Source organism: Pseudomonas sp. B329, assembly GCF_023127835.1.
Lineage (GTDB): Bacteria > Pseudomonadota > Gammaproteobacteria > Pseudomonadales > Pseudomonadaceae > Aquipseudomonas > Aquipseudomonas synxantha_A.
Genome location: NZ_SPKP01000027.1, coordinates 102,469 through 128,131 on the forward strand (window position 1 = coordinate 102,469; position 25,663 = coordinate 128,131).

Genomic DNA, 25,663 nt, shown 5'->3' on the forward strand with positions numbered 1-25,663 from the left:
TGCGGTGTTGTTGTCGGGAGTTTTGCTTGGCGCGATGGTGCTGCCAACCGAGATCAACCCAGAACTGCCGATCCCCTGTGGGAGCTGTCGAGCTTCAGCGAGGCTGCGAAAGCGGTGGTTCAGGCGATGAAAATGTTGCCTGTGCCGCCGCCATCGCAGCCTCGCCGGGGCCCGACAGCTCCCACATTTGGGCGGTGTTGTTGTCGGGAGTTGTGCTTGGCGCGATGGCCCTGCCAACCGAGATCAACCCAGCACTGCCGATCCCCTGTGGGAGCTGTCGAGCTTCAGCGAGGCCGCGAAAGCGGTGGTTCAGGCGATGAGGATGGGTCAGAGCTTCGGCAACTGCCCGACGCGGCCCATCATTTCAGTGACGATCTGCAGGTCCAGCAGGAACTGCTCAACCGTTTTGAACTCACTGTCGGTGTGCCCGGTGTACTTCTCTTCCGGACGGGCCAGGCCAAATTGCACCCCGTTGGGCAAGTCGTGCACCGAGGTTGCACCGGCCGAGGTGCCGAACTTGTGCGGCATGCCCAGGTTTTCCGTGGCGACCGCCAGCAAGGCTTTGACCCACTCACCTTCAGGGTTGCGGTACATCGGTGTATCCAGCGAATAGGCGAAGCTCACGTTGACCTTGGCTTGCTGGTTCCAGGCATTCAGTTTCTGTTCGATCTGTGCCTTGAGTGCCTCCGGGGTTTTACCCTTCGGCGCCCGCAGGTTCACCGCCAGCTTGAAGGCTTTGTCATCCAGGCCGACAAAGGTCGGCGAGGTGGTCAACGGCCCCATGAAGTCATCGGCGAAGCCCACGCCCAATTTGCCGCCCAGGTAATCCAGGCCCCAGTTGTCCGCTGCATAACGCGCCGCATCAGTGATGTGGTTGTGCTTGAGGGCAATCTTGCCGTCGACGCCGTGGATCAGTTCCAGCATACGAGCCACCGGGTTGACCCCGGTTTCGGGTTCGGAGGAGTGGGCGGATACGCCGGTGACAGTGAGTTTGACGTCCTTGCCATCGACCTTGGCGCTGACCTGGAAATTGCCGCCGTTGCGCTTGGCATAATCATTACCGGCCTGCTGCAGGCTGGCCGCTAACTCAGCAGGCTTATCGCTGACCAGCGTAGCGACCGAAACCGATGGAATCTGGTTGGTGGCCTTGCCGCCGGTCATTGCGATGATTTCTGCGCCTGTGCCTTCACCTTTGCGCACCGGGAAGGTCGCCATGACGGTGCCCGAGCCTTTCTCGGCGATCACCACCGGGTAGCCGCCATCCAGCGCCAGGTTGTATTGCGGCACGGGGTTGCGTTCGAAGTAGTAGGGAATCGCGTCACCGGCGGTTTCTTCGGTGGTGTCCACCAGCAGCTTGAACGTGCGCGCCAGCGGCAGTTTTTCTTCCTTGATCACCTTCATGGCATACATCGCCACGACGATGCCGTTCTTGTCATCTTCGGTCCCACGGCCATACATGCGGTCGCCGATCAGCGTGACCTTGAACGGGTCGAGCTTGGTGCCATCTTGCAGCACCCAGTTTTCCGGCGTGACCGGCACCACATCGGCATGGGCATGTACGCCGACGACTTCATCACCGCTGCCTTCCAGGGAGATTTCGTACACACGGTTATCGACATTACGGAAGTTCAGGTTGAAGGATTTGGCCAGGGCCTGGATCTTGTCGGCGATCTTGAGGAATTCCGGGTTTTTGTACTGTGGCAGCCCGTCTACGTTGAAGGTCGGAATCTCCACCAGTTCGCGCAAGGTTTCCAGGGCAGCCTTGCCGTACTTCACACGGGTGTAGATACCGAGCAGGCGATTGATCTCGTTCTGTTGCTCGGCGTTCAGGGTTTTGTTGTCGAGAAAGGCGCTGATAGCCGGGCCGACGTCAGCCGATTTACCCAGCTCGCCCTTGGCCAGGTTGCCGAGGAAGCTGCGGAAATCGGTGACCGATGTCTCGCCGAAGCTCTTCACAATCGCCGCGCTTTGGTCTGCGCTGATGTTGGCGAAAGCGGGGGTTGAGAGTGCCGAAAGGCTAGCCGCGAACAGGGTGGCAACGGCCAATTGCTTGAGTGGAAAGTGCATTGTTTAAGGCATTCCTTTGCAGGTAGTGAGTAGGGTGTTTCTGACAGGTAAGTCGGAAACATTTCCACACACTACCACTACTCAGGTGCCCAAGGTCAATGCTGGCCAGGATGGGGCTCAGGGTATTCATCCGTCACGCTCAAGGCTCTGGCGTAGGGCCCGTCCCACAGTTGCTCATGCAATTGCCCTACACGCCTGGCCATCGCTTCACTGCGCATCACCACCTCCAGATTGCGCGAGTTATCCAGGTAACCGCCCAACCAGTTGCTGGTGCCGATCCACGCCACTTGCCCGTCGATCTCCATGGTCTTGCTGTGGATCACTCGGGCATAAGGGATAAAACCTTGCTTGGCTTCGGGCAGGGTGACGATCTTGATTTCGACGTTGGGCAATACCGCCAGGCTCTTGAGGTAGGGCAGTTCCAGCTTGTCGGTGTTCCAGTTGGACACCATCAGTTTGATCGACACCCCACGGGCAGCAGCGGCACGCACGGCGTTGTCGATCACCGCGTAGTACGGGCGGGTTCGATCAGGCCCGTAGGACAGTGGCGCGTAATCGAGCAGTTGCACACGCACTTCTTTTTTGGCTTCGCCCAGCAGGCGTGGCAGTTCCAGCTGTGAGTCGCCTACGCCTGGCGGGTTGTAGCGTTGCGGGCTGGCCACCAGGTAGTTGCCGGTACGCAAGGGAACTTGGCCGGGGGCGGGCAGCGGTACCGGTTGTTTATCGGCGAGCGCGGCCTGGGCTTGCCAGTCTTGATCGAAGATCGCCTGCACCTGGCCCACGACGGCTGCGTCACTGATACGCAGCCCGGTTTCGTGGATATGTTCCAGGGAGCGCCAGTCGAAATTCTGGCTGCCGATAAACGCCTGCGTGCCATCCACCAGCAGGTATTTGGCGTGGATGATGCCGCCGCTCAGTTGCCCGTAGGGCAGCACCCGCAAGGTCAGGTTGGGGATCGCACGCAGGCGTTCCAGGGTGGCAGCTTCCGACAGCCTGAGGCCTTTTTCTTCCAGCAAAAAACGAATTTTCACGCCGCGCTTGCCGGCAGCCTCAAGGCGTTCGATGACCGTGTTCATCACCGAGCCGGGATGGTCGACGGCGTAGAACTGGCCGATATCAATGCGGCTCTTCGCACTGTCGAACAGCTCGATCCATACCGGGCCAGTCTGGCGCAAATCGGCGGTGACCAGGGCGGTATCCACCGGCACGGTGTGCACCAGCTCAAACCCCGGAATGGAAAAGTCCGCCTGGGCCAGCGGACTGAGCAACACGCCGGCGAGGCTGGCGATACGCAACTTCATCGAAAGGGACATAGGCGTCTCATCGGACAAAACAAAGGGGCGGGCGTATTACGCGCCCGCCCGACGGGTCACGCTGTGCGGCTGTGCAGGGAGGTCGGTACAAGGTGCGGCACTTCGCCTTGTACGCGGGCTCCGCTGGCCGCGCGGATCAACAGGATCTTCAACTGGTCGTTGATGCGTTCCAGGCTGTCCTGGAAAAAGTTGTGGAACACCACGCAGAACAGCGCGATGGCAATACCCAGGCCGGTGGCGAACAAGGCCGTGCCGATACCACCGGAAATCTGCCCTGGGTCGGAAACACCCGCCGTGGCCAGCGCCTTGAAGGTGTCGATAATGCCGAGGATGGTACCCAGCAAGCCCAGCAGCGGGGCGGCGGTGGTAATGGTCTCGATGATCCACAGGCTGCGGGCCAGCGGGGCGCGTGTCTTGAGGTATTGGGTGTCGATTTCGTCGTCCAGGTCCTTGCGTGAACCGTTGGAGGCTTTCTGCGCCAGCACCGGCAGGATCATGTTCAGCGGCAGGCTGTCGCGACGGCTCAGGTTTTCCGGCAGGTCACGCTCGCTGTGCACGGGGGCGCCGAGGGCGTCGATCAACGCCCGAGCCTGGCGGCGCACGTAGGCAAAGTAGATGCCGCGTTCGATGGCGATGAAGATCGCAATGGCCATCGCTGCGTACATCACATAGAAGGTGACGTCGTGGAGCAGGTTCATATCCATGCTGGTGTTCCTCTTGGGTCAGTCTTAGAAATTCGCTTCCAGCGAAACCGTTACGGTGCGGTCCAGGCCAACGATGTAGGCCGGGTCGCCATCGCGAAAACCGCTGTAGCTGGCCGCGTTGGTCTTGGTGGTGTACACGCCGTCCAGGTACTTCTTGTCGAACAGGTTGTCGACGTTCAGGCGCAGGGTCGCGTCCTTGACGACTTTCTTGTCCACCGGCAGGTAGATACCGGCGCCAAGGTTGAACACGGTGCGTCCGGAAATGGCTTCGTCGTTGGTCAGGTCGCCATAGAGCTTGCTGGTGTACTTGCCGCCGAAGGTGCCGTAGAAGCGCCCGTCGTCGTAACCAACGTTGGCCGCCAGCATGTTCTTGGGCACGTTGGCGAACTGCTTGCCGCTGGTGGGCAGCACGATGGGCTTGCCGGCGTTGTAGACGGTCAGGTCATCCTGCTGCTCGGCCTTGGTGTAGGTGTAGGAGGTGTAGTAGTTGAAGTGGTGGGGCAACTGGCCACTCCATTCCAGCTCCAGGCCTTTGTTGACCACGGAGCCCGCGTTGATGTCGGCAAAGTCGCCGTTGATGTCCCGGGACGAAACCTGGCGGTTCTTGAAGTCCATGTAGAACAGGGTGGCGGCCAGGGTCATGTCGTCGCCGCTGTAGCGCCAGCCCAGTTCATGGTTCCAGCTGGTTTCCGGTTCGGCGTCGATCGAGCCGGCGCCTTTGTCGTAGAGCACGTAGTTCTGCGGTACCCGCATGTTGCGCGACAGGCTGTAGAACAACTGGTCACGCTCGTCCAGCTGGTATTTCAGGCCGGCGTTGGGCAGCAGTTTGTTGTAGGTCTGGTTACGTTTTTCCGGGCGTTCGTTAAGGCTGCCATGGTTGGTGCCTTCACGCTCGACGTTCATGTAGGCCAGGCCGGCGATGAAGGTCCAATCCGGGTTGATGTACCAGGTGTCCTGGGCCCAGACCTTTTGCGCCGGGGTCACGGTGAAGCGGTCGCGCCCCTGGACCTGGTTGCCGTTGGCATCGACGATGGCGCTGTTGGAATCCGGCCAGGTATCCACTGGCTTGCCGTTGCTCTTTAGGGGAATGAACGGCTGGGTCTGGCTCTGGCGTGCGCGCTCGTACCAGTAGCCGAATTGCAGGCTGTGGTCGCCCAGGTCCCAGGTCAGTTTGGTGGTGATGCCCGGCCGCCAGGTTTGCGTGCGTGAAGGGCGGTAGTACACGCCGCTGTTCGGTGTGCCATCGGCGTTGTACTGGGCGGCGGTGGGCAGGTTGCCCAGATCGAACACGCCACCCTGGTTGGAGCCACGGTTGAGCGCATAGGCGGACGAGCCGACGCCGCTGCCGTTGCCCCAGTAGTAATACGGGATCACCGACAGCGCCAGGTTGTCGGCCAGTTTGAACTGGGTGTTGAGCACGGCGGTGAAGGTCTGGAACGGGTTCTGCGCCAGGGCGTAGTAGCTGTTGTACTTGCCGTTGCTGCCCACGCTCGGCGTGGCCGGGTAGGGATCGTACTTGCGGCCGTTCTGCTGGAACTGCGCCTTGGTCAACTGGCTGTAACTGTTGTTGTCCTGCTCGTGGTACTTGAGGATCAGGTTGGCGGTGTTGCCGTTGCCGGCGTCGAAGAAGCTGTTCCACTCCACCTTGTCCGCACGCACCGCGCCTGAGCCACGCCACATCTGCCCTTCGGTATGGGACACCGACAGCCAGTTGCTAAGACCGTTGATTTCACCGGTATTGAGGCGGGCGAAGGTCTTGCGCGTGGCGTTGCTGCCGACCACCTGTTTGACGAACGCGCCGGTTTCCTTGGTCGGGCGAATGGTCACGATGCCGATGTTGCCGCCGCTGGAACCAATGTGCGGGCCGTCGGATTCCGAAGCACCCTGGGTGACGAAGATCTGGTCGATGTTTTCCGGGTCGCCCAGCAGGTTGGAGTACAGCGCGTAGTTGCCGGAGTCGTTGATCGGCATGCCGTCCACCGACATGCCCACCTGGTCGGAGTTCATGCCGCGCATGGTGAAGCGAAAACCCGAGAGGCCGGTGTTGTCTTCACTGGAGATGTTCAAGCCTGGGGTGTACTTGAGCTTATCGATGGCATTGCCTGTTGCTGCCTGCTTGTCCAGTGCTTCCTTGGTCACCGTGGAGCGGCCCTTGATGCTTTCTTCCGGGACCATGTAACCGCCCCCTGCGCTCGCCTTGCCTTGTACCCCAATGGTGCCGACATCACTGTCGCTGGTCTCTGCCATGACCAGTCCCTGGCTCATGCTGGTCGCGGCAACGAGTGCCAGATGAATGCGGGTGAACTTCATCACTGTCGTCCTGATGTCGGGTGCTTATTGCACGCTGTAGTTGAAGGTGGCGGTGAAGCGCTGCTCATTGCGGCCCCCGAAGGCTTGTTCGGGGAACGGTTTGACTTGCTTGATGCGACGCAAGCTGTTGGTGGCGGCCCGGTTGAGCAACATGCTTGAGGCCTGAGTCTGCAAGCCGGAATCGAGCACACGGCCCTGGCGGTCCACCAGCAACCACACCACCACCTCGCCGCTGGGGCGTTCGAGCGACGCCTGGCGCCCGGTGGGGTACTGCTTGTAGGTGTCCAACTCGTTGCGCAAGCCTTTGAGGTAACCGCCTTCCAGGGCCTGGCCATCGACCTTCGGTGGCGCCGGTGGGGCGGGCGTCGGTGCCGTTTGGGCGACGGCGGCCGGGGCTGGCTTGGCGGCCACCGGTGGCGGCGTTGGCGCGGGCTTGGCGACCACGGGCGCCGGCTTGGGCACAGGTTTTGGCTTGGGTTTGGGTTCGGGTTTAGGCAGCGGCTTGGGCGGTGGCGGTGGCGCCGGCGCGGCCTCTTCCTCTTCTATTACCGGCGGTGGCGGTTCTTGTTCCACCACCGGTTCCGGTATGACTTCCGGTTCCGGCTCGACCAAGGCCAATTCGACCGCCGACTCGTCATACACCGGCTCGACCTTCAAGGTCTGGGACTGGATACCCAGTGCAATCAGCACCAGGGCGATCAGGGCCGGGACACTGCCCAGCAGCTGACGCGCACGAAACAGAACGTACATGATCAAGACTTACGCGTAGCAATGGACACGGAGGTGAAGCCACCCAGGCGCAGGGTGTCCATCACTTCCACCAGGCGCGAAACCTCTACGCCTTTGTCGCTGTTGACGATGATCGTCGACTTGGTGTCGGGCTTCTCGGCCGCCTTCAAGGCCGGCACCAGGGCATCCACCGTCAGGTCCTTGCCGTCCAGTTGCAACTGGCCTTCCAGGCCCAGGGTGAGGATGAATTTGTTTTGCGGTTTGAGCTGCTGCGAGCTGCTGGCGCTGGGCAATTGGGTCTTCATGCCGAGCGCGGGAATCACGTTCAGGCTCACCAGTACGAAAAACACCAGCAGGAACATCATCACGTCGATCATCGGGATCAGTTCGATGTGCGCCTTGCGTTTCTTGGGTTCGTCCCAGGTTCTCATTCCGTTACCCCGTTATTGAATTAGGGGCAACACGCTAGCAAGCAAAAATGACCGAATGGTTAACTTTAATTGACGGTTTAAAGGCTCTAGGACGGGTCTTTCAGAAAACTTACCGGTCAGTTTTGGCACGTAATGAAACTGACACTCGGGGCGTACATGCTTGAGAAATTTATCTTGAGAGCCAGCTTCCATGGACACAGCATTGCCTCAATTGACTACCCCGCGGCTGCTGTTGCGAGCACTGGAAATGCACCAGGCCCAGTTGCTTTTCACGCTCGCCAACGGCCCGAAAATTGCCGACAACACGGCGAATATTCCATCGCCCTACACTCTGGAAACCGCCGAGGATTTTATTGCAGGGATTGCCGATAAATACCGCACTGGTGAACTGCTGAACCTGGGGATGCATGTGCTGGGCACACACGAGTTGATTGGCATGGTCAGCCTGCGCATCAATGCTCGTCATCACTATGGGCACTTGGGGGGCTGGGTGGCGGCGCACTGCCGTAACCAGGGGTTCGCGGCAGAAGCGGCAAGCGCGGTGATGGACTTCGGCTTCGGCGAGCTGGGTTTGCAGCGCGTGGGCAGCCAGTGCTTTGGTCGCAACAAGGAATCGGCGCGGGTCATGGAAAAGATCGGCCTGCGCTATGAAGGCTGCATGCGCCAGGCGTTTCTAAAGAACGGCGTGTATGAGGACTTGCTCGGGTTTGCCGCCGTGCGTGACGACTGGGAGCGCTGTCTGTGAGCGGCGGGGTAGACCACAACCGGCGCCGGATACTTGGCGGGCTGGCGGTCGCTACCGCGTTTTCGATCCTCAGCCCGTTTGCGCGCAGTGCCGGGGTGGATTATCCGTTCACCCTCGGCGTGGCTTCCGGCGACCCGTTGCCGGATGGCTTTGTGATATGGACGCGCCTGGCGCCGTTGTTCAACGCCGCGGATGGCCGTGGCGGGCTGAGTCGCTCAGTGCCAGTGCGTTGGCGGGTGGCCAGCGATGCGGCGATGACGCGTATTGTGAGGCAGGGGGAGGTGCTGGCGACGCAGCGTTTCGCTCACGCAGTGCATGTCGAAGTGGCGGGGCTGGCGGCGGATCGGCCGTATTGGTACCAGTTTGAAGGGCTCGGTGCGCAGAGCCAGGTGGGCCAGTCCCGCACGATGCCGCCGCTGCAGGCCATGGCATCGGCCCGGCTGGGGTTTGTGTCGTGCTCGCACTGGGAGCGCGGTTACTTCAGTGCCTACCGACACCTTGCCGCGGAGCGGCCCGACCTGGTGTTTTTCCTCGGCGACTATATTTACGACAGCTCCTACGCGGCGGATTCTGGCAAGGTTTTTCGTTCTCACGGCAGTGGCAATGCGCAAAGCCTGAGCGACTATCGCAACCGCTACGCGTTGTACAAGACCGATCCGGACCTGCAAGCCCTGCACGCCGCCGCACCCAGCGTGGCGACCTGGGACGATCATGAAGTGCAGAATGACTATGCCAACCGCTGGTCCCAGGATCCCAAGGTTGCGGTGGCGCAGTTTCTCCAGCAACGGGCGGCGGCTTACCAGGCGTTTTACGAACACATGCCCTTGCGCGCCAGTAGCGTGCCCAAGGGCGCGGACATGCGTATTTATCGACGTCTGGACTACGGCCGGCTTGTACGTTTCCATGTGCTCGACGGGCGTCAGTATCGTTCCGAGCAACCGTGCATCGCAGCCAATGGCAGCCACCAGGGGCATGTTGTCACCACCCCTTGCAGCAACTTGCGTGACCCCGCCCGCACGTTGCTCGGCTGGCAACAAGAAGCCTGGCTGGACCAGGGTTTTGCCCAGTCGAAGGCGCAATGGAATGTGATCGCCCAGGATTTGCTGGTGGCGCCGCTGATCCAGCGCGATCTCACCAACCACAAGCCGGGGCGCTGGACCGATGGGTGGGATGGCTACATGGCTAACCGCTCACGGATGCTGGCGTCGATTGTGCGCAATCGCGTGAAGAACCCGGTGTTCTGGGGCGGGGACATTCATTCGTTCTGGGCCACTGACCTGCATGCTAACGCCGACAACCCGGACTCGGCGGTGGTTGCCACCGAGTTCGTTGGCTCGTCGGTGACCTCTGACGGCCCGCCCTATGACGCGTTCATGAAGATCATGCCGCTTAACCCCCATGTGAAGTTCTTCGACAGCCGCCAGCGCGGGTATGTGTCGGTGGAGTTGGCGGCCGACAGCATGTTGACGAATTTTCGGGCGATCAGTGACCCGCGTGACCCGGCGGCGACGGTGTCGACGTTGAAGTCGTTCGTGGTCGAGCCGGGCAGGGCAGGGGCGATTGCCGTCTAGCCTATTTCTCTGTGGCGCATCGGTCCACTGTGGGAGGGGGCTTGCTCCCGATAGCGGTGGATCAGTTACAGGTAAGCTGACTGACACACCGCTATCGGGAGCAAGTCCCCTCCCACATTAGTTTCAATTTCATAGCGCACCGACAATGCGCCCTTTTTCTCCGATAGCGCCAGGATCGTCACCTGGCCCAGCTCGCTCAACGCTTGCACATGAGTGCCGCCACAGGCGTAAGCCGGCAATTCACCGAAGCCGACTTCGCGGGTGCCTTCATCCAGCGTCATATGCCGTGGATAGTCAGCGGCGATCCATTGGTTGACCCATTGCTGGAGCGTTTGCGCATCCATGTCTTGCGCGCTTTGGCCACGGATAAAGGTGATCTTGCCTTCGCCCGGCCAGTGGTGGGCCTTGATCGGCATCCAGCCCAGACGTTCGCCGGCGTTGCCGATCAAATGGCCCGCCGAATGCAGGCGGCTGTGCAAGGCTCGACGCTGTGCGTCGACTCGTGCAATGACCGGTCCAGGTTCCAGAGGCCGGTCGACGTAATGCACCACCTGTTCGGCTTCCTGCACGACCCGCAGTACCTGGCTATCGCCGAGCCAGCCGGTGTCGAACGGCTGGCCGCCGCCTTGGGGATGAAAAATCGTCGACTGCGCAATCACGGCGAATTGCTCTTCGTGCGGGGTGCAACTGAGCACTTCCAGCTCGGCTGTCAGGTGGTCATGGGTAAAAAACAGGCGCTCGGTCATGGTCTACATCCGCATCAGGGTTCTGTGGGCAGTATAAATAGTGCGCAGATGAGTGATAATCCGCTCAATTATCAATGGACCTGTGCGTCATGAGCATCAATCTTCCTTTGCCGTTGTTGGGTGAAATGGCGATTTTCGTCAAGGTCGTGGAAACCGGCAGCTTCTCCGAAGCGGCGCGGCAACTGAGCGTCTCCCCCTCGGCGGTGAGCCGCAGCATTTCACGCCTGGAGCAAGCCCTGGCCACGCGCTTGCTGCAACGCACAACGCGCAAACTGCGCCTGAGCGAGGGCGGTGAAGAGGTGTTCAAGCGTTGCCAGGAGATGGTCAGCGCGGCCCGCTCGGTGATGGAAATCAGCGGCCAGTTCACCGATGAAGCCGAGGGCCTGGTACGGGTCAGCGTGCCCAAGGCGGTGGGGCGGTTCGTGGTGCATCCGCATATGCCGGAATTTCTGCGGCGCTACCCCAAGGTGGATGTGCAATTGATCCTTGAAGATCGGCATGTGGACCTGATCGACGACAATGTCGACTTGAGCATTCGTATCACTGACAGTCCACCTCCCGGCCTGGTCGGGCGCCAGCTATTGCCCATCGAACACCTGCTGTGCGCGACGCCGCAGTACCTGGCCGAGCATGGCACCCCAAGCCATCCTCATGATTTGCTCGAGCACAGTTGCATTTACCTGGGGGAAACGTCCGGCGATTCACGTTGGAAATTTCGCCAGGCCGGCAAGGCGGTGACGGTTGGCGTACGCGGGCGTTATGCAGCGAACCACACTGGGGTGCGGTTGGATGCGGTATTGCAGCATGTGGGGATTGGCAGCTTGCCGTATTTCACGGCGCGGCATGCGTTGGCGGCGGGCCAGTTGGTGCAAGTGTTGCCAGCGTGGGACTTTATTGCGTCTTACCATGGCGAGGCGTGGTTGCTGCATTCGCCAACGCGGTACTTGCCGCCGAAGTTGCGGGTGTTTATCGATTATCTGGTGGAGTGCATGGCCAAGGAGCCAAAGCTAAATGTGGGAGGGGGCTTGCCCCCGATAGCGGTCTGTCAGTCACCTTTACATTGACTGACCCACTGCTATCGGGGGCAAGCCCCCTCCCACATTTGAATCTCAGTGCTTGAAAAGTCAGTGCTTGCTCTGGTCCTGGGGCATGGCCAGCAGTTGCTTTTCCTGGTTCCAGTCGAACGGTTCGTCGTTCTGTTCGGCCTCATAGCGACGTTCTTCCAGGGCCTGGTACAGGTCCAGTTCTTCGTCGGGCATGAAGTGCAGGCAGTCGCCGCCAAAGAACCACAGCAGGTCGCGTGGCACCAAGTGGGCGATTTGCGGGTAGCGCAGGATGACCTGGCTCATCAGGTCCTGGCCCAGGTACTGGCTTTCGATCGGATCGATCGGCAACAGGGCGCGCAGTTCGTCGAAACGCTCCAGGAACAGCGAGTGGCTTTCCTCGGGTACCTGTTCGGCTTCGCCGACGGCAACCAGGATGCTGCGCAAGTGGTCGAGCAAGACGAGATGATCGGCAACGACGTTGGACACGAGATAAGTCCTCTAAAGCAAAAACGGGCGCGAGAGTATATGCCTCTCGCGCCCGTTTTTATATGACCGCCGGTATCAGCGGACTTTACCCTCAACCTGCATCAGCTCTTCCTTGCTGAAATCATCCACGTCAATCACCTTGCGCCGTGCCGCTTCGGCATCGCGCAGGGTTTGCGCTTCACCTGGTTGCAGCACGCCGGCATGCAAGGCGGCATCGATGGCAGACTCACCGGCAGTCGGTTTGACCTGCCCGCTTTTAAGCGCGGTATGCAGTTTTTTCTGCAACGGATGGCTGGCGCCGAGCAAATCGTAGGCATGTTGCAGAGCGCCTACTGGATCTTCCGCCGCTTGCGGTCGATAGCACCCGGCTAGCAGTTCTTCCAGGGTCGGGTCGCCCTTGGCACGACCGATTACCGCCGCCACTTCGGCATCCAGTGCATCGGAGGGCCCGGTATGCCGACGCCCGAACGGGAATACGATCACCCGCAGCAGGCAGCCGAGTACCTTGTTCGGGAAGTTGCTCAGCAGTTCATCCAGTGCGCGTTCCGATTCACCCAGGCTCTCTTCCATGGCCCAGGCAAACAGCGGCTCCAGATGGTCTGGCGAATCCAGGTCGTGATAACGCTTGAGCGCTGCGGACGCCAGGTACATATGGCTCAGTACATCACCCAGGCGGGCGGACAGGCGTTCGCGGCGCTTGAGCTCACCACCCAGCAGCATCATGCTCAGGTCGGCCAGCAGGGCAAATGCAGCCGCCTGGCGGTTCAGGGCGCGGAAGTAGCCCTGGCTCAAACGGTTGCCGGGGGCTTTTTCGAAATGGCCGAAGCCCAGGTTCAGCACCAGGGTGCTGGCGGCGTTGCTCACGGCAAAACCGATGTGTTGCATCAGCAGGCCGTCGAACTCTTTCAACGCCTGGTCATGGTCTTCGCGACCGGCCAGGGCCATCTCCTTGAGCACGAAAGGATGGCAGCGAATTGCACCCTGGCCGAAGATCATCAGGTTGCGCGAGAGAATATTCGCGCCTTCCACGGTGATGAAGATCGGCGCACCTTGCCAGCTGCGGCCCAGGTAGTTGTTAGGGCCCATGATGATGCCCTTGCCACCGTGCACATCCATGGCGTGGCTGATGCACTCGCGGCCACGCTCGGTGAGGTGATATTTGAGGATCGCCGACAACACCGAGGGCTTCTCCCCCAGGTCAACGGCATTGGCGGTGAGCATACGCGCGCTGTCCATCAGCCAGGCATTGCCGCCGATGCGCGCCAGGGCTTCCTGGATACCTTCGAAGGCTGACAGTGGCACATTGAACTGCTCGCGCACCTGCGCGTATTGCCCGGTCACCAGGCTGGTGAACTTGGCGGCGCCGGTGCCGACGGCAGGCAGGGAGATCGAGCGGCCTACCGACAGGCAGTTCATCAGCATCATCCAGCCTTTGCCGAGCATTTCCTGGCCACCGATCAGGTATTCCAGGGGAATGAACACGTCCTTGCCGGAGTTGGGGCCGTTCATGAAGGCAGCGCCGAGGGGCAGGTGACGACGGCCTATTTCTACGCCGGGCGTATCGGTTGGAATCAGCGCGAGGCTGATGCCCAGGTCTTCTTCTTCGCCCAGCAGGTGGTCTGGGTCATGAGCCTTGAACGCCAGGCCGAGCAAGGTCGCGACCGGGCCAAGGGTGATGTAGCGTTTTTCCCAGTTCAGACGCAGGCCGAGGGTTTCCTTGCCTTGCCATTCGCCTTTGCAGATCACCCCGGTGTCGGGCATGGCGCCTGCATCGGAACCGGCCAGCGGGCCGGTGAGGGCGAAGCACGGGATGTCGTCGCCACGCGCCAAGCGCGGAAGGTAGTGGTTGCGTTGTTCTTCGGTGCCGTAGTGCAGCAGCAACTCGGCCGGGCCCAGGGAATTGGGGACCATCACGGTGGACGCAAGGTCACCGCTGCGGGTCGCAAGCTTCATCGCAACCTGAGAGTGCGCATAGGCAGAGAAGCCCTTGCCGCCATACTCCTTGGGAATGATCAGGGCGAAGAATCCGTGGGTCTTGATGTGCTCCCAGGCCGCTGGCGGCAGGTCCATGGCTTGACCGATCTCCCAGTCGCTGACCATGGCGCAGAGTTCTTCGGTGGGGCCGTCGATGAACGCCTGTTCTTCTTCGGTCAATTGAACCTTGGGGTAGGCCAGCAATTTATCCCAGTCGGGGCGCCCGCTGAACAGTTCGCCGTCCCACCAGACGGTGCCGGCATCGATCGCATCGCGTTCGGTCTCGGACATCGGCGGCAGTACTTTCTGAAACCAGCTGAACAGCGGCTTGGTGAAGTATTGGCGGCGCAGGTCAGGCAGCAGCAACGGCGCGGCCACCACGGCGATGAGCACCCAGAAGATCAGCAGCAGCCAGCCCGGCGCGTGGCTCCAGGCGCCCATCGCCAGCAGGTAGACGGCGACCACGCCCAGGGCGGGCAGGGGGGCAGTTCGGCGGTGTGCCAGGTAGGCAATGCCGACCACCAGCACCAGTATCCACAACAACAGCATATGCAATCCTCCGTGAAACCAGGGGCGAAACCACCAGGGAGCTTAGTCCGCATCCGAACAAGCCGGGTGATCAGGGTGTTACAAGTTGTACTGGGGATACCCATCAGCAGGCGCCGACATTTGGCGTAATCGTCGTTATCTCTGTGGCAGGCCTGTCGTTAAACTCCAGGCTCACTTCGGAGATCAAGCTTATGAATGCGTACTTGAGTCCCAGCCGCTTCATCGATAGTGACCACCCTGCGGTGGTGGAGTTCGCCGAAAAACATCGCGGAACCCGCACGGATTTAAGTGACCAGGCAGTCAGTCTTTATTACGCCGTACGTGAGGCGATTCGCTACAACCCCTACACCTTCAGCCGCGACCCCAACACATTGAATGCCAGCTTCGCACTCGCTGCCGGCGAAAGCTATTGCGTGCCCAAGGCCACCTTGCTGGCCGCCTGCGCCCGTCACTGTGGCATCCCCGCGCGCATTGGCCTGGCAGACGTGCGCAACCACCTGTCCACACCGCGCCTGCTTGCCCTGCTCAAAAGTGACGTGTTCGCCATGCACGGTTATACCGAGCTGTACCTGAACGGCCGCTGGGTCAAAGCGACTCCGGCGTTCAATCAGCAACTGTGCGACGTGTTTGATGTGCCGCCACTGGAATTCGATGGCTTGCATGACAGTGTCTTCCACGCGTTCAATCGCCAGGGCCGTCGCTCAATGGAATATGTGGTGGATCACGGGCAATTTGCTGACGTCCCCGAGGCATTCTTTTTCGCGCATATCCGCCAGTGTTACCCGCACTTGTTTGCCGACAATGCACCGACCCTGCTGGGCGATCTGCAGGACGATTTAAGCCGTGGCTGATCCGGCGTATGCTGCTGCCTTCATCCAGCCAAGTTCATCCACAATAAGGCGCGGTCATGCTGAAAATCTGGGGTCGTAAAAATTCATCAAACGTCAGGAAAGCACTGTGGTGCGCCGAGGAACTCGGCCTGGACTATGAGGCAATTGATGCGGGCGGGGCTTTTGGTGTGGTCGACACCCCGCAATATCGGGCCCTGAACCCCAATGGCCGGGTGCCGATGATCGAAGATGGCGATTTTGTGCTGTGGGAATCCAACACCATCGTGCGCTACCTGTGCGCCAAACAGGCATCGGACTTCTACCCCAGCGACCTGCAAGCCCGGGCCAATGCCGAAAAGTGGATGGACTGGACCACCTCCACGCTCGCCGACCCGTTCAAGGCGGTGTTCTGGGGGATCGTGCGCACCCCGGCTGACAGGCAAAACTGGGACAGTATCAATGCCGGGCGCCAAGCCTGTATCGACGCGCTCAAAACCGTCGACCAGGCCCTTGCCGAGCAACCCTACCTGTCCGGTCAGGCGTTCGGCATGGGTGATATCCCTCTGGGTTGCTTCATCTATGCCTGGTTCGAGATGCCCATCGAGCGGCCGGCAATGCCCCATCTGGAGGCCTGGTACCAGCGCCTGCAACAGCGCCCGGCGTATCGCAAAGCGGTGATGACCGCGTTGACTTAATACACACTATTAATACGGGTGACTGTACTTGTGCGGCATGGGCAAGCACCATGCACGCATTGCATCGTCGGTTGAACTACCTGCGCTGCGCCCTCATCTATTCTTTCTATTCCCTTCTTTGGTGCGTATTCCGATATGAGTTCCGCTCTGTCCATCCGGCAGCTAACCAAAACCTACGGCAACGGTTTCCAGGCCCTGAGTGGTATTGATCTGGACGTCGCCGAAGGTGATTTCTTCGCCTTGCTCGGCCCCAACGGCGCCGGCAAATCCACCACCATCGGCATTCTCTCCACCCTGGTCAACAAGACCAGCGGCACGGTGAACATCTTCGGCCACGACCTGGACAAGTCCCCGGCGGCGCTCAAGCGCTCCATCGGCGTGGTGCCCCAGGAATTCAATTTCAACCAGTTCGAAAAGACCTTCGACATTGTTGTGACCCAGGCTGGCTATTACGGCATCCCGGCGAAAATCGCCAAGGAACGCGCCGAGCAGTACCTGACCCAACTGGGCCTGTGGGACAAGCGCGATGTGCCTTCGCGCTCGTTGTCCGGCGGCATGAAGCGGCGCCTGATGATCGCCCGTGCGCTGGTGCATGAGCCGCGCCTGCTGATCCTCGACGAACCCACTGCAGGCGTGGACATCGAACTGCGTCGCTCGATGTGGACCTTCCTCACCGAGCTGAACGAGAAAGGCATCACCATCATCCTCACCACCCATTACCTGGAAGAGGCTGAGCAGTTGTGCCGCAACATCGGCATCATCGACCACGGCACCATTGTCGAGAACACCAGCATGCGCAACCTGCTGGGCCAGTTGCATGTGGAAACCTTCCTGCTCGACCTGAAGAACAATCTGTCGGTGGCGCCGCACCTGCTGGGTTACCCCAGCCGCCTGGTAGATAGCCACACCCTGGAGGTGCAGGTGGACAAAGCCATGGGCATCACCGCGCTGTTCACCCAGCTGGCCACTCAGAACATCGAAGTGTTGAGCCTGCGTAACAAAACCAATCGCCTTGAGGAGTTGTTTGTGTCCCTGGTGGAGAAAAATCTGGCGAAGGTGGCGGTATGAGTTCCGAACTGCAACCCAACCTTGTCGCGCTGCAAACCATCGTTTATCGCGAAGTGAAACGCTTTACCCGGATCTGGCCGCAGACCCTGCTGCCGCCGGCGATCACCATGGTTCTGTACTTTGTGATCTTCGGTAACCTGATTGGCCGGCAGATTGGCGACATGGGCGGTTTCACCTACATGGAGTACATCGTGCCGGGCCTGATCATGATGTCGGTGATCACCAACTCCTACGGCAACGTGGTCTCCAGTTTCTTCGGCAGCAAGTTCCAGCGCTCCATCGAAGAACTCATGGTCTCGCCGGTGTCACCGCACACCATCCTGATCGGCTATACGCTGGGCGGTGTGCTGCGTGGCCTGATGGTCGGGGTGATCGTGACGCTGCTGTCACTGTTCTTTACCCACCTGCAAGTGCATCACCTTGGGGTCACCATTCTGGTGGTGGTACTCACGGCGACGATTTTCTCGCTGCTGGGCTTTATCAACGCCGTGTTCGCGCGCAACTTCGATGATATTTCGATCATCCCGACGTTCGTGCTGACGCCGCTGACCTACCTGGGCGGGGTGTTTTATTCCATTACCTTGCTGCCGCCGTTCTGGCAGACCGTGTCGCTGGCCAACCCGGTGCTGCATATGGTCAACGCCTTCCGCTACGGCATTCTGGGCGTGTCGGATATCAAGATCAGCGTAGCGATCACCTTTATGATCGTGGCGACCGTGGTGCTGTATATCGGTTGTGCGCGGCTGCTGGTGAGTGGGCGCGGGATGCGTACATAAGTACTGAGCTTAATGCAGTAGGTTTTTAGTTTTTCAGGGCCAGATCTATCAGGGCATGCAGTTCTTCAACCGCCAAAGGCTGGGCCGAAAACAGAATACGAAACACCGTCGGCGCCGCGAGCAGGTTGATCAGCCGGTCCACGCTCGGTGGCGCTGATAGCGGATAGCGATCAACCATCACCTGCAACTGCCCGCTCAGGATGCTCACGCAATACCCCTGCGTCGGGCTGCTTTGCACGTCGCGCATCATATTGCGCCCAACGTCCGAACTCATCTCATCCAGATATTGCTCAGCCCAGGCTTGCAGGTCGCCGCGCAGGCTACCGGTGTTGGCCGGTTCGGTATCGGGGCGCATACGTGCCAGGGCGACGTCGGCGAGCAGTACTGACAGGTCGCCCCAGCGCCGGTAAATGGTCGACGGCGTGACGCCTGCGCACGCCGCAATCATTGGCACGGTGACACCGGAACGCTCATGGGTTTCCAGCAATTGGCGCACCGCCCTGTGGACGGATTCTTGTACCCGGGCACTACGGCCCCCCGGGCGGAGGCCTTCTTTGATTGCCATGGGTAAAACCTTAACACAAAGAATTTGCTTTAAGCGCCAGCGAGTAGCACACTCCACAAAAGCAAAATATTAGCTTTAGCGGAGTGTGCCATGATCAGCGTCAATTCCCAGCGGTCCAGCCTGACGTTCCTCGTGATCACAGTGTTGACCTTTCTCGCCGCCTCCAGCGCGCCGACGCCGTTGTACCAGGTGTATCAGGACAACCTGCATTTTTCGGCCGCGATGCTGACGGCTATCTTTGGCGTCTATGCGCTAAGCCTGTTGGCGGCGCTGCTGACGGTGGGTTCGCTTTCGGATTACCTGGGGCGCAAGCCGGTGATCTTTGCCGCGTTGCTGCTGAATATCGTAGCGATGCTGCTGTTTATCAACGCGGACAGTACGGCCTATCTGCTCGCTGCACGTGCATTACAGGGTTTTGCGACCGGTACTGCCACAGCGGTGCTGAGTGCGACGCTGCTCGATACTGACCGGGTGCGCGGCCCGATGCTCAACAGCCTTGCGCCGATGCTGGGCATGGCCAGTGGCGGGCTGGGTAGCGGTTTGCTGGTGGAGTACGCGCCACGGCCGACGCAATTGATCTATCTCACTCTGCTGGGTTTGATGGTGCTGCAGGCCGTGTATGTCTGGCGGTTGTCCGAGACGGTCAGTCGTATACCGGGGGCCTTGAAGTCCCTGGCGCCCACCCTGCATGTGCCACCGCAAGCGCGCCGGGCCTTGTGGTTGGCGATGCCGTTGAATGTGGCGGTATGGGCGCTGGGTGGGTTCTTTTCTTCTTTGGCGCCTTCGCTGGTGCGGGTCGCCACCGGGTCGACCTCGCATTTGATCGGCGGGGGGCTGGTCGCGGTGGTCACGTTAAGTGGCGCGGTCATGATCTACAGCCTGCGCAACCGTGCGGCTGACAAGGTCATGCGCCTGTCGGCGGCGCTGCTGGCCGTCGGCATGGGGCTGTTGCTGGTTGCCGTACAGACGGCCAGCCTGTGGTTGTTCTTTGTCGCCAGTGTGATCGCCGGCTTTGGTTTCGGCGGCGGCTTTATGGGCAGCGTGCGCAGTATCGTCGGGTTGGCGTTGCCCCATGAGCGCGCGGGGTTGATGTCGGCATTCTATGTACTGAGCTACCTGGCATTCTGCGTACCGGCGTTGGTGGCGGGCAATCTGAGCAGGGAGTTTGGCCTCGTCGTCACCACCGATGGCTACGCTGCGGTCCTTATTCTGTTGGCGTTGGGGGCTCTTGGCGGGCAGTTGTGGGAGGGCTCTGCCCGGGGCCGGGCAGCTGCGTAGATATGGCAAATATCTATAAAGTAGATAACAGTTAGAGATATTACCCGTTATATAGATATTCATTCAGGTTCTACCATGACCTCAACCTCATGCGAGGAAGAGGATCAAATCATGACCTGCTCGACCACCCACCGTTACAAACCTTTCAGCCACCTGACCCGTCCCCGGGAAGTGATTCGCCAGTTCACCCCGAACTGGTTTGCCGCCACCATGGGCACCGGGGTGCTGGCGCTGGCCCTGGCTCAGTTGCCGGTCACTTTGCCAGGCTTGCACGCTGTCGCTGAAGGCCTGTGGATGTTCACCATCGGCCTGTTCGTGTTGTTCAGCGTGTTGTATGCCGCCCGTTGGGTGATGTTTTTCCACGAGGCGCGGCGCATTTTCGGGCACTCCACGGTTTCGATGTTCTTCGGCACCATCCCCATGGGGCTGGCGACCATTCTCAACGGATTGCTGTTGTTCGGCCTGCCACGTTGGGGCAGTGATGTCATCCCGTTGGCCGAAGCCCTGTGGTGGCTGGACGTGGCCATGTCCCTGGCCTGCGGCGTACTCATCCCGTTCATGATGTTCACCCGCCAGGAGCACAGCATCGACCAGATGACCGCCGTCTGGCTGTTGCCCGTGGTGGCGGCAGAAGTGGCGGCGGCCAGCGGCGGCTTGCTCGCGCCGCACCTGGCCGATGCCCATGCGCAACTGGTGATGCTGGTGACCAGCTACGTACTATGGGCGTTTTCCCTGCCGGTGGCGTTCAGCATCCTGACCATCCTGATGCTGCGCATGGCCTTGCATAAATTGCCCCACGCCAATATGGCGGCGTCGAGCTGGTTGGCGCTGGGGCCGATTGGTACCGGTGCCTTGGGCATGTTGCTATTGGGGGGCGATGCGCCAGCGATCTTCGCCGCCAATGGCCTGGAGAATGTCGGTGAAATGGCCCATGGCCTGGGCCTGATTGCAGGTATCACCCTATGGGGTTTTGGCCTGTGGTGGATGTTGATCGCCGTGCTGATCACCCTGCGTTACCTGCGCGCCGGGATCCCGTTCAACCTGGGCTGGTGGGGCTTCACCTTCCCGCTGGGGGTTTACGCCTTGGCCACGCTGAAACTGGCGAACGTGTTGCATTTGGGGTTCTTCAGCATCTTCGGCAGTGCGCTGGTGGTGGCGTTGGCGTTGATGTGGCTGATTGTGGCCAAGCGCACCGTGCAGGGGGCTTATAAAGGCGAGCTTTTTGTTTCGCCCTGCATTGCAGGACTAGCGAATAAGTAAGCAGGATTAGGTAAAGTCGTGGCCTGATAAATAAAGGCCACGCAGGAACACGGACGACGATGAGCCATCCTTCCCAATTCACCTTGCTGCGCACACGGCGTTTCTTGCCGTTTTTCATCACCCAGTTGCTGGGCGCGTTCAACGACAACATCTTCAAGCAATCGCTGATCCTGGCCATCCTTTACAAGCTCAGCATCGAGGGCGACCGCTCCATTTGGGTCAACCTGTGCGCCTTGTTGTTTATCCTGCCGTTCTTTTTGTTCTCGGCACTGGCCGGACAGTTTGGCGAGAAATTCAACAAGGACGCGTTGATCCGTGCGATCAAGATCGGCGAGATCGTGATCATGGCCGTCGGCGCGGCGGGCTTCCTGACCAATCATCTTGAATTGATGCTGTTGGCGCTGTTTGCCATGGGCACCCACTCGGCGCTGTTCGGACCGGTCAAATACTCGATCATGCCCCAGGCATTGCACGACGATGAACTGGTCGGCGGTAACGGCCTGGTGGAAATGGGCACGTTCCTGGCGATCCTGGCCGGCACCATTGGCGCCGGGGTCATGATGTCTTCCACCCATTACGCGCCGGTGGTGGCGGTGGCGATTGTCGGCGTGGCGGTGCTGGGCTACCTTGCCAGCCGCAGCATCCCGCGCGCGGCGGCTTCGACGCCGCAACTGCGCCTGGACTGGAATATCTTCACCCAGTCCTGGGCGACGTTGCGCATGGGCCTGGGGCAGACGCCGGCGGTGTCGCGTTCCATTGTCGGCAACTCGTGGTTCTGGTTTGTCGGTGCGATCTATCTCACGCAAATCCCGGCGTACGCCAAGGAGTGGTTGTACGGCGACGAAACCGTGGTGACCCTGATCCTCACAGTTTTCTCCGTGGGCATCGCCCTGGGCTCGATGCTCTGCGAAAAGCTTTCCGGGCGTAAGGTGGAAATCGGCCTGGTGCCGTTCGGCTCGTTTGGCCTGACGGTGTTCGGCCTGCTGCTGTGGTGGCACTCCGGCGGCTTCCCGCAGAACGTCCAGGCCAACGATTGGCTCGCGGTGCTCAGCTACGGCCAGGCCTGGTGGGTGTTGTTCGATATCCTCGGCCTGGGCGTATTCGGTGGCTTCTATATTGTGCCGCTGTATGCGCTGATCCAATCGCGCACCGCCGAGAACGAACGGGCACGGGTTATCGCGGCCAACAACATTCTCAACGCATTGTTCATGGTGGTCTCGGCCATCGTTTCGATCCTGCTGTTGAGCGTGGCCAAGCTGTCGATCCCCGAGTTGTTCCTGGTGGTGTCGCTGCTCAATATTGCGGTCAACACCTACATCTTCAGGATCGTCCCCGAATTCACCATGCGCTTCATGATCTGGCTGCTCAGCCATTCCATGTACCGCGTGGAACATCGCAACCTGGAGGCCATTCCGGATGAAGGCGCGGCGTTGCTGGTGTGCAACCATGTGTCGTTTGTCGATGCGCTGTTGATCGGTGGCGCGGTGCGTCGGCCGATTCGCTTTGTCATGTACTACAAGATCTACCGTTTGCCGGTACTCAACTTTATCTTCCGCACCGCCGGGGCGATTCCGATTGCCGGGCGCCATGAAGATATGCAGATCTACGAACAGGCGTTCGCGCGGATTGCCCAGTATCTGAAGGAAGGTGAGTTGGTGTGCATCTTCCCGGAAGGCAAGCTGACAGCCGATGGCGAGATCAATGAATTTCGTGGTGGGGTGACGCGCATTCTGGAGGAGACACCGGTGCCGGTGATTCCGATGGCGTTGCAGGGGCTGTGGGGGAGTTTCTTCAGTCGCGATCCGCACAAGGGCTTCTTTCATCGGATCTGGTCGCGGGTGGTGTTGGTGGCGGGTGAGCCGATTGTTGTGGAGGCGGCAACGCCAGTGCAGTTGCAGGCAGTAGTGGGTGGTTTGCGGGGGAGTGTCAGGTAGTTTTCGTTGTTTGTCAGGGCCTCATCGCAGGCAAGCCAGCTCCCACCTTTTGAATTGTGAATACAGTCAAATGTGGGAGCTGGCTTGCCTGCGATAGCGTAGTGGCTTAAGTGGAAATTTTGAGCCCAATCAGCCCGCAAATAATCAACGCCACACTCGCCAACCGAAACAACGCCATGGACTCCCCAAACAGGATAATCCCGGCAATCACGGTGCCCACGGCACCGACGCCGGTCCAGATCGCATAGGCGGTGCCCAGCGGCAACTCTTTCATGGCCAGCCCCAGCAACCCAAGGCTGACGGCCATGGCGGCAATCGTCAGGGCGGTGGGCAGTGGCTTGCTGAAACCGTCGGTGTATTTCAGGCCGACGGCCCAGCCAACTTCAAACAACCCGGCAAAAAACAGAATGATCCAGGACATGATGACCTCGCTTCTACAAAGTGGGGTCGTCCCCTGGTAAGCGCTTGATAGCGTCGCGAGGTCGTCCTCGCGAAGCTTGGTAGAGTGCCGAAAACGGATCAGGCGATCAAGCTTACGGGGCGGTTTCCAGGGCGCGACGGTCTTCCTTTTCGCTCATGCGGCGGAAATACGTCGACAGCAATGCGCCGGAAATATTGTGCCAGACACTGAACAACGCACTGGGAACCGCCGCCAGCGGCGAAAAGTGCGCACTGGCCAGCGCGGCACCCAGCCCGGAGTTCTGCATACCGACTTCCAACGCCAACGACTTGCGTTGCGCCAGCGGCAACTTGAACAAGCGCCCGGTGAAGTAGCCCAGCAGGTAACCGAAGCTGTTGTGCAGCATCACCACCGCCATGATCAGCAGGCCCGATTCGGCGATCTTCGCCTGGCTTGCGGCAACCACTGCCGCGACGATGATCACAATACTGACCACCGACACCAGCGGCAGCACGTCCACCGCATGACGAACCCGCTCGCCCAGCACCCGTTGCGCCACCACGCCGAGCACAATCGGCAGCAGCACCACTTGCAGGATCGACCAGAACAGCTCCATGAACGATACCGGCAGCCAGGCCGAGGCCAGTAGCCAGATCAACGCAGGTGTGAGCAGTGGGGCGAGGAGGGTGGTGACGGCGGCAATCGCCACCGACAACGCCAGGTCGCCGCGGGCCAGCCAGGTCATCACGTTGGACGAGGTGCCGCTTGGGCAGCAGCCGACCAGGATCACGCCGACGGCAATTTCCGGCGGCAGGTGAAAGACCTGGCACAACAACCATGCCACGCCCGGCATGATCACAAAATGCGCGACCACGCCCAAGGCCACGCGCCATGGATGGCGAGCGACTTCGGCGAAGTCTTCAAGTTTCAAGGTCAGCCCCATGCCGAACATCACCAGGCCCAGCAGCGGGACGATGGCGCTTTTCAGGCCGATGAACCAGCTGGGTTCGAGGAAGGCGAGCACGGCAAATATCAACACCCAGTAGGCGAAGGTATTGCCGACGAAGCGGCTCAAGGCAGCGAGTGCACGCATGGGGATGTCCTTGTTATTAGAGTGTTGAATAGGGCGACGCGATCAAATGTGGGAGCTGGCTTGCCTGCGATAGCGGTGTATCAGTCGGCACTACTCTGGCTGACACTCCGTTATCGCAGGCAAGCCAGCTCCCACACTGACCGTGCCCACATTGGATCGGTGTTGTTTAGATGCCCTGTGGGGTTTCTTCCCCGCCCAGCGCTTCCACCAACGCCGGCAGGAACTCACCGAAGGTCAGCATCATCAAGGTAAAGCTGGCATCCAGTTGGCCCAGGGCTTCGTCGCCGCCGTCCTGTTCCGCCTGGTCTTGCAGCAGGTCTTCGAATTTCAGGCGTTTGACGGTCATCTTGTCATCGAGCATGAAGGACAGCTTGTCCTGCCACGCCAAGGACAGTTGGGTCACGACCTTGCCGGTGGTCAGGTGCAGTTGGATCTCTTCGCCGGTCAGGTCCTGGCGCTTGCAGCGCACGATGCCGCCGTCTTCATGGGTGTCGCGCAGTTCGCATTCGTCGAGGACGAAGAAGTCATCGGCCGGTTTCTGGGTAGTGACCCAGTCGGTCATGATTGCGGTCGGTGCGGTTTTTACCGTCAGCGGACGGACGGGCAGGGTGCCGATCACTTCACGCAAGGTCGACAGCAGATCTTCAGCACGCTTGGGACTGGCCGAGTTGACCAGGATCAGGCCCTGTTTCGGCGCGATCGCAGCAAAGGTCGACGAGCGACGAATAAAGGCACGCGGCAGGAAGGCCTGGATGATTTCATCCTTGATCTGGTCGCGCTCCTTCTTATAGACCTTGCGCATTTGCTCGGCTTCGATCTCTTCGACTTTCTCTTTCAGTGCGTCACGCACCACGCTACCTGGCAGGATGCGTTCTTCCTTGCGCGCGGCGATCAGCAAAAAATCTCCGCTGACGTGAACCAGGGGAGCGTCTTCACCTTTACCGAAGGGTGCAACGAAACCGTAAGTGGTCAACTCCTGGCTTGCACACGGGCGCGCCAGCTTGGTGGCCATGGCCGCTTCCAACGCCTCGGCATCAACAGGCAGATCTTGGGTCAGGCGATAGATAAGCAGGTTCTTGAACCACATGGGGTG

General features: G+C 60.2%; 23 protein-coding genes. 10 read left to right on the forward strand and 13 right to left on the reverse strand.

Features of this window, described 5'->3' with window-relative positions; translation table 11 throughout:
• Positions 1–327: 327 nt before the first annotated feature.
• The 6 genes from E4P00_RS16095 to E4P00_RS16120 all read right to left on the reverse strand — a co-directional run bounded on the left by E4P00_RS16095 (position 328) and on the right by E4P00_RS16120 (position 7,554).
• Positions 328–2,067, reverse strand: a complete 1,740-nt coding sequence (locus tag E4P00_RS16095; protein WP_032877050.1) for a dipeptidase — start codon at positions 2,065–2,067, stop codon at positions 328–330.
• 95 nt (positions 2,068–2,162) lie between these two features.
• Positions 2,163–3,380, reverse strand: a complete 1,218-nt coding sequence (locus E4P00_RS16100) for a phospholipase D-like domain-containing protein (RefSeq protein WP_103735107.1) — start codon at positions 3,378–3,380, stop codon at positions 2,163–2,165.
• A 56-nt stretch (positions 3,381–3,436) separates the two neighbouring features.
• Entirely contained in the window at positions 3,437–4,084 is a 648-nt protein-coding gene (locus tag E4P00_RS16105; protein ID WP_005786664.1) for a MotA/TolQ/ExbB proton channel family protein, read from the reverse strand.
• Positions 4,085–4,108: 24 nt separating this feature from the next.
• Positions 4,109–6,394: a TonB-dependent receptor gene (locus E4P00_RS16110; RefSeq protein ID WP_216090976.1), complete on the reverse strand. Its 2,286-nt coding sequence runs from the start codon at positions 6,392–6,394 to the stop codon at positions 4,109–4,111.
• A gap of 24 nt (positions 6,395–6,418) precedes the next feature.
• Positions 6,419–7,144, reverse strand: coding sequence for an energy transducer TonB (locus tag E4P00_RS16115; protein WP_148852257.1), 726 nt, complete (start codon positions 7,142–7,144; stop codon positions 6,419–6,421).
• A 2-nt stretch (positions 7,145–7,146) separates the two neighbouring features.
• Complete coding sequence (locus E4P00_RS16120) at positions 7,147–7,554, reverse strand: biopolymer transporter ExbD (RefSeq protein WP_005786670.1); 408 nt, start codon at positions 7,552–7,554, stop codon at positions 7,147–7,149.
• Between the two features lie 190 nt (positions 7,555–7,744).
• Between E4P00_RS16120 and E4P00_RS16125 the strand changes: the two genes are divergently transcribed.
• On the forward strand, positions 7,745–8,299 hold the full coding sequence (locus tag E4P00_RS16125; protein WP_148852256.1) for a GNAT family protein: 555 nt from the start codon (positions 7,745–7,747) through the stop codon (positions 8,297–8,299).
• On the forward strand, positions 8,296–9,870 hold the full coding sequence (locus tag E4P00_RS16130) for an alkaline phosphatase D family protein (RefSeq protein ID WP_148852255.1): 1,575 nt from the start codon (positions 8,296–8,298) through the stop codon (positions 9,868–9,870). The genes E4P00_RS16125 and E4P00_RS16130 overlap by 4 nt, the downstream gene beginning before the upstream one ends.
• Positions 9,871–9,935: 65 nt before the next feature.
• Here the strand turns inward: E4P00_RS16130 and E4P00_RS16135 are convergent, their stop codons facing one another.
• Positions 9,936–10,616, reverse strand: coding sequence for an alanyl-tRNA editing protein (locus tag E4P00_RS16135; RefSeq protein WP_216090977.1), 681 nt, complete (start codon positions 10,614–10,616; stop codon positions 9,936–9,938).
• An 89-nt stretch (positions 10,617–10,705) separates the two neighbouring features.
• Between E4P00_RS16135 and E4P00_RS16140 the strand changes: the two genes are divergently transcribed.
• Positions 10,706–11,680, forward strand: a complete 975-nt coding sequence (locus tag E4P00_RS16140; protein WP_078820764.1) for a LysR family transcriptional regulator — start codon at positions 10,706–10,708, stop codon at positions 11,678–11,680.
• A 60-nt stretch (positions 11,681–11,740) separates the two neighbouring features.
• On the opposite strand, the gene E4P00_RS16145 is transcribed toward E4P00_RS16140, so the two are convergent.
• Positions 11,741–12,148, reverse strand: a complete 408-nt coding sequence (locus tag E4P00_RS16145) for a PA2817 family protein (RefSeq protein WP_003190109.1) — start codon at positions 12,146–12,148, stop codon at positions 11,741–11,743.
• 75 nt (positions 12,149–12,223) lie between these two features.
• On the reverse strand, positions 12,224–14,671 hold the full coding sequence (locus E4P00_RS16150; protein WP_032877043.1) for an acyl-CoA dehydrogenase: 2,448 nt from the start codon (positions 14,669–14,671) through the stop codon (positions 12,224–12,226).
• 191 nt (positions 14,672–14,862) lie between these two features.
• On the opposite strand from E4P00_RS16150, the gene E4P00_RS16155 reads away from it, so the two are divergent.
• From E4P00_RS16155 to E4P00_RS16170, 4 genes are all read left to right on the forward strand, one after another.
• A complete protein-coding gene (locus tag E4P00_RS16155) occupies positions 14,863–15,522 on the forward strand; it encodes a transglutaminase family protein (protein ID WP_103735112.1) in 660 nt (219 codons plus the stop codon).
• A gap of 56 nt (positions 15,523–15,578) precedes the next feature.
• Positions 15,579–16,196, forward strand: coding sequence for a glutathione S-transferase (locus tag E4P00_RS16160; protein WP_005786686.1), 618 nt, complete (start codon positions 15,579–15,581; stop codon positions 16,194–16,196).
• Between the two features lie 135 nt (positions 16,197–16,331).
• A complete protein-coding gene (locus E4P00_RS16165) occupies positions 16,332–17,264 on the forward strand; it encodes an ABC transporter ATP-binding protein (RefSeq protein ID WP_032877040.1) in 933 nt (310 codons plus the stop codon).
• Positions 17,261–18,040, forward strand: coding sequence for an ABC transporter permease (locus E4P00_RS16170; RefSeq protein WP_005786689.1), 780 nt, complete (start codon positions 17,261–17,263; stop codon positions 18,038–18,040). Before E4P00_RS16165 ends, E4P00_RS16170 begins: the two co-directional genes overlap by 4 nt.
• Before the next feature lie 25 nt (positions 18,041–18,065).
• Here the strand turns inward: E4P00_RS16170 and E4P00_RS16175 are convergent, their stop codons facing one another.
• Entirely contained in the window at positions 18,066–18,605 is a 540-nt protein-coding gene (locus E4P00_RS16175) for a TetR/AcrR family transcriptional regulator (protein ID WP_248132123.1), read from the reverse strand.
• 90 nt (positions 18,606–18,695) lie between these two features.
• Here E4P00_RS16175 and E4P00_RS16180 point away from each other — a divergent pair, with 90 nt between their 5' ends.
• The 3 genes from E4P00_RS16180 (at position 18,696) to E4P00_RS16190 (ending at position 23,077) form a co-directional block, all read left to right on the forward strand.
• Complete coding sequence (locus tag E4P00_RS16180) at positions 18,696–19,883, forward strand: MFS transporter (RefSeq protein WP_078820767.1); 1,188 nt, start codon at positions 18,696–18,698, stop codon at positions 19,881–19,883.
• Positions 19,884–19,994: 111 nt separating this feature from the next.
• Positions 19,995–21,143, forward strand: a complete 1,149-nt coding sequence (locus E4P00_RS16185) for a TDT family transporter (RefSeq protein ID WP_032877036.1) — start codon at positions 19,995–19,997, stop codon at positions 21,141–21,143.
• Positions 21,144–21,202: 59 nt separating this feature from the next.
• Positions 21,203–23,077: an MFS transporter gene (locus E4P00_RS16190; RefSeq protein WP_078820768.1), complete on the forward strand. Its 1,875-nt coding sequence runs from the start codon at positions 21,203–21,205 to the stop codon at positions 23,075–23,077.
• A 106-nt stretch (positions 23,078–23,183) separates the two neighbouring features.
• Here the strand turns inward: E4P00_RS16190 and sugE are convergent, their stop codons facing one another.
• From sugE to rdgC, 3 genes are all read right to left on the reverse strand, one after another.
• Positions 23,184–23,498: a quaternary ammonium compound efflux SMR transporter SugE gene (sugE, locus tag E4P00_RS16195; protein ID WP_010211634.1), complete on the reverse strand. Its 315-nt coding sequence runs from the start codon at positions 23,496–23,498 to the stop codon at positions 23,184–23,186.
• Positions 23,499–23,610: 112 nt separating this feature from the next.
• Positions 23,611–24,570 (reverse strand): bile acid:sodium symporter family protein, encoded by a 960-nt coding sequence (locus tag E4P00_RS16200; protein WP_032877033.1) that lies wholly within the window; start codon positions 24,568–24,570, stop codon positions 23,611–23,613.
• Positions 24,571–24,736: 166 nt separating this feature from the next.
• A complete protein-coding gene (rdgC, locus tag E4P00_RS16205) occupies positions 24,737–25,657 on the reverse strand; it encodes a recombination-associated protein RdgC (protein ID WP_003172886.1) in 921 nt (306 codons plus the stop codon).
• Positions 25,658–25,663 lie beyond the last annotated feature (6 nt).

Coding starts and splice junctions, on each gene's coding strand:
- E4P00_RS16110 (WP_216090976.1), bottom strand. CDS start 6,394: ATGAAGTTCACCCGCATTCATCTGGCACTCGTTGCCGCGACCAGCATG.
- E4P00_RS16175 (WP_248132123.1), bottom strand. CDS start 18,605: ATGGCAATCAAAGAAGGCCTCCGCCCGGGGGGCCGTAGTGCCCGGGTA.
- E4P00_RS16135 (WP_216090977.1), bottom strand. CDS start 10,616: ATGACCGAGCGCCTGTTTTTTACCCATGACCACCTGACAGCCGAGCTG.
- E4P00_RS16170 (WP_005786689.1), top strand. CDS start 17,261: ATGAGTTCCGAACTGCAACCCAACCTTGTCGCGCTGCAAACCATCGTT.
- rdgC (WP_003172886.1), bottom strand. CDS start 25,657: ATGTGGTTCAAGAACCTGCTTATCTATCGCCTGACCCAAGATCTGCCT.
- E4P00_RS16120 (WP_005786670.1), bottom strand. CDS start 7,554: ATGAGAACCTGGGACGAACCCAAGAAACGCAAGGCGCACATCGAACTG.
- E4P00_RS16200 (WP_032877033.1), bottom strand. CDS start 24,570: ATGCGTGCACTCGCTGCCTTGAGCCGCTTCGTCGGCAATACCTTCGCC.
- E4P00_RS16150 (WP_032877043.1), bottom strand. CDS start 14,671: ATGCTGTTGTTGTGGATACTGGTGCTGGTGGTCGGCATTGCCTACCTG.
- E4P00_RS16105 (WP_005786664.1), bottom strand. CDS start 4,084: ATGGATATGAACCTGCTCCACGACGTCACCTTCTATGTGATGTACGCA.
- E4P00_RS16155 (WP_103735112.1), top strand. CDS start 14,863: ATGAATGCGTACTTGAGTCCCAGCCGCTTCATCGATAGTGACCACCCT.
- E4P00_RS16165 (WP_032877040.1), top strand. CDS start 16,332: ATGAGTTCCGCTCTGTCCATCCGGCAGCTAACCAAAACCTACGGCAAC.
- E4P00_RS16190 (WP_078820768.1), top strand. CDS start 21,203: ATGAGCCATCCTTCCCAATTCACCTTGCTGCGCACACGGCGTTTCTTG.
- E4P00_RS16100 (WP_103735107.1), bottom strand. CDS start 3,380: ATGTCCCTTTCGATGAAGTTGCGTATCGCCAGCCTCGCCGGCGTGTTG.
- E4P00_RS16180 (WP_078820767.1), top strand. CDS start 18,696: ATGATCAGCGTCAATTCCCAGCGGTCCAGCCTGACGTTCCTCGTGATC.
- E4P00_RS16160 (WP_005786686.1), top strand. CDS start 15,579: ATGCTGAAAATCTGGGGTCGTAAAAATTCATCAAACGTCAGGAAAGCA.
- E4P00_RS16125 (WP_148852256.1), top strand. CDS start 7,745: ATGGACACAGCATTGCCTCAATTGACTACCCCGCGGCTGCTGTTGCGA.
- E4P00_RS16115 (WP_148852257.1), bottom strand. CDS start 7,144: ATGTACGTTCTGTTTCGTGCGCGTCAGCTGCTGGGCAGTGTCCCGGCC.
- E4P00_RS16140 (WP_078820764.1), top strand. CDS start 10,706: ATGAGCATCAATCTTCCTTTGCCGTTGTTGGGTGAAATGGCGATTTTC.
- E4P00_RS16185 (WP_032877036.1), top strand. CDS start 19,995: ATGACCTGCTCGACCACCCACCGTTACAAACCTTTCAGCCACCTGACC.
- sugE (WP_010211634.1), bottom strand. CDS start 23,498: ATGTCCTGGATCATTCTGTTTTTTGCCGGGTTGTTTGAAGTTGGCTGG.
- E4P00_RS16095 (WP_032877050.1), bottom strand. CDS start 2,067: ATGCACTTTCCACTCAAGCAATTGGCCGTTGCCACCCTGTTCGCGGCT.